Origin of the sequence: Halalkalibacterium halodurans (genome assembly GCF_004376175.1) — a bacterium.
GTDB classification, from domain to species: domain Bacteria; phylum Bacillota; class Bacilli; order Bacillales; family Bacillaceae_D; genus Halalkalibacterium; species Halalkalibacterium halodurans.
The window spans coordinates 1-850 of sequence record NZ_SNUY01000160.1; the positions used below are offsets into that span (position 1 = coordinate 1).

1 protein-coding gene is annotated in these 850 nt (G+C 35.6%); it reads left to right on the forward strand.

Annotation, left to right across the window (positions count from 1 at the left end):
• Positions 1-65 precede the first annotated feature (65 nt).
• Entirely contained in the window at positions 66-725 is a 660-nt protein-coding gene (locus E2L07_RS20600) for a helicase HerA domain-containing protein (protein ID WP_134230537.1), read from the forward strand.
• Positions 726-850 lie beyond the last annotated feature (125 nt).

Sequence of the window (850 nt, forward strand, 5' to 3'; positions counted from 1 at the left end):
CCCATATCATCTCTTTTCATGGCGAGAGCTATAGACTGTCCCACGCATTGTCGAAAAGGAATTAAATGGGTGGCAAACCTCTGCATTTTTCATTGCATTTCTCTGCACTTTTCTATTGCAAAATACACCCATTTATTACAGGGAGCGGACGGTATTTAGGTGGAGTCCCTATTGGAATTAATAAGATAACGGGACAAAAAGAATTTATTAATAGTTTTGGGAATGATGAATATCGACCTCCAAATTACAATATGGCGATTTTCGGAATACCAGGTTCAGGGAAATCACTTGCTATGAAGCTCAAGTTGAGTAGAGAAATGAGTGTAGCTAACCATTATCAAGCTATTATTGATCCAGAAGGCGAGTTCGTTAAAGTTTGTAATCGTCTAGGTGGAGTAAACTTAAATATTCATGAAGAAAGTAACATTGTCATTAACCCTTGTTCTATTAATTATAGTGATATCCCTCTAGATGATAAGGATGACGAAGAAATAGCAGAATTAGAAGAAGATGATTTGAGGGAAATTATCGAGAAAGATGGAAAGAAATATTTAAGATTTGTACCTATAAAAGAAAAAATCGGTGAGATTTTAGGTTTTTTTGATATTGTTGTTCGTGGTACCAATGATCCTGGTATAGATGTATTCGAACGCAATTATCTTGAAGAAGCTACTTCTCATATTATCACGAATGTTTTAAAGATCACAACTCATCCTGACTCTTGATTGTGTCAACCTTTTGTGGGAGGAATATTTTCCATTCTCATAGGTGTAAGCGAATTCAGAATGTTAGGGTTCTCCTCTGTTAAGAATCTTAGGGCTTTTAAAAGCCTTTCAAGTCTTTCAGTGCT

Bases quoted from the DNA above. Each gene is read 5' to 3' on its own strand.
- E2L07_RS20600 (WP_134230537.1), top strand. From the start codon at position 66: ATGGGTGGCAAACCTCTGCATTTTTCATTGCATTTCTCTGCACTTTTC.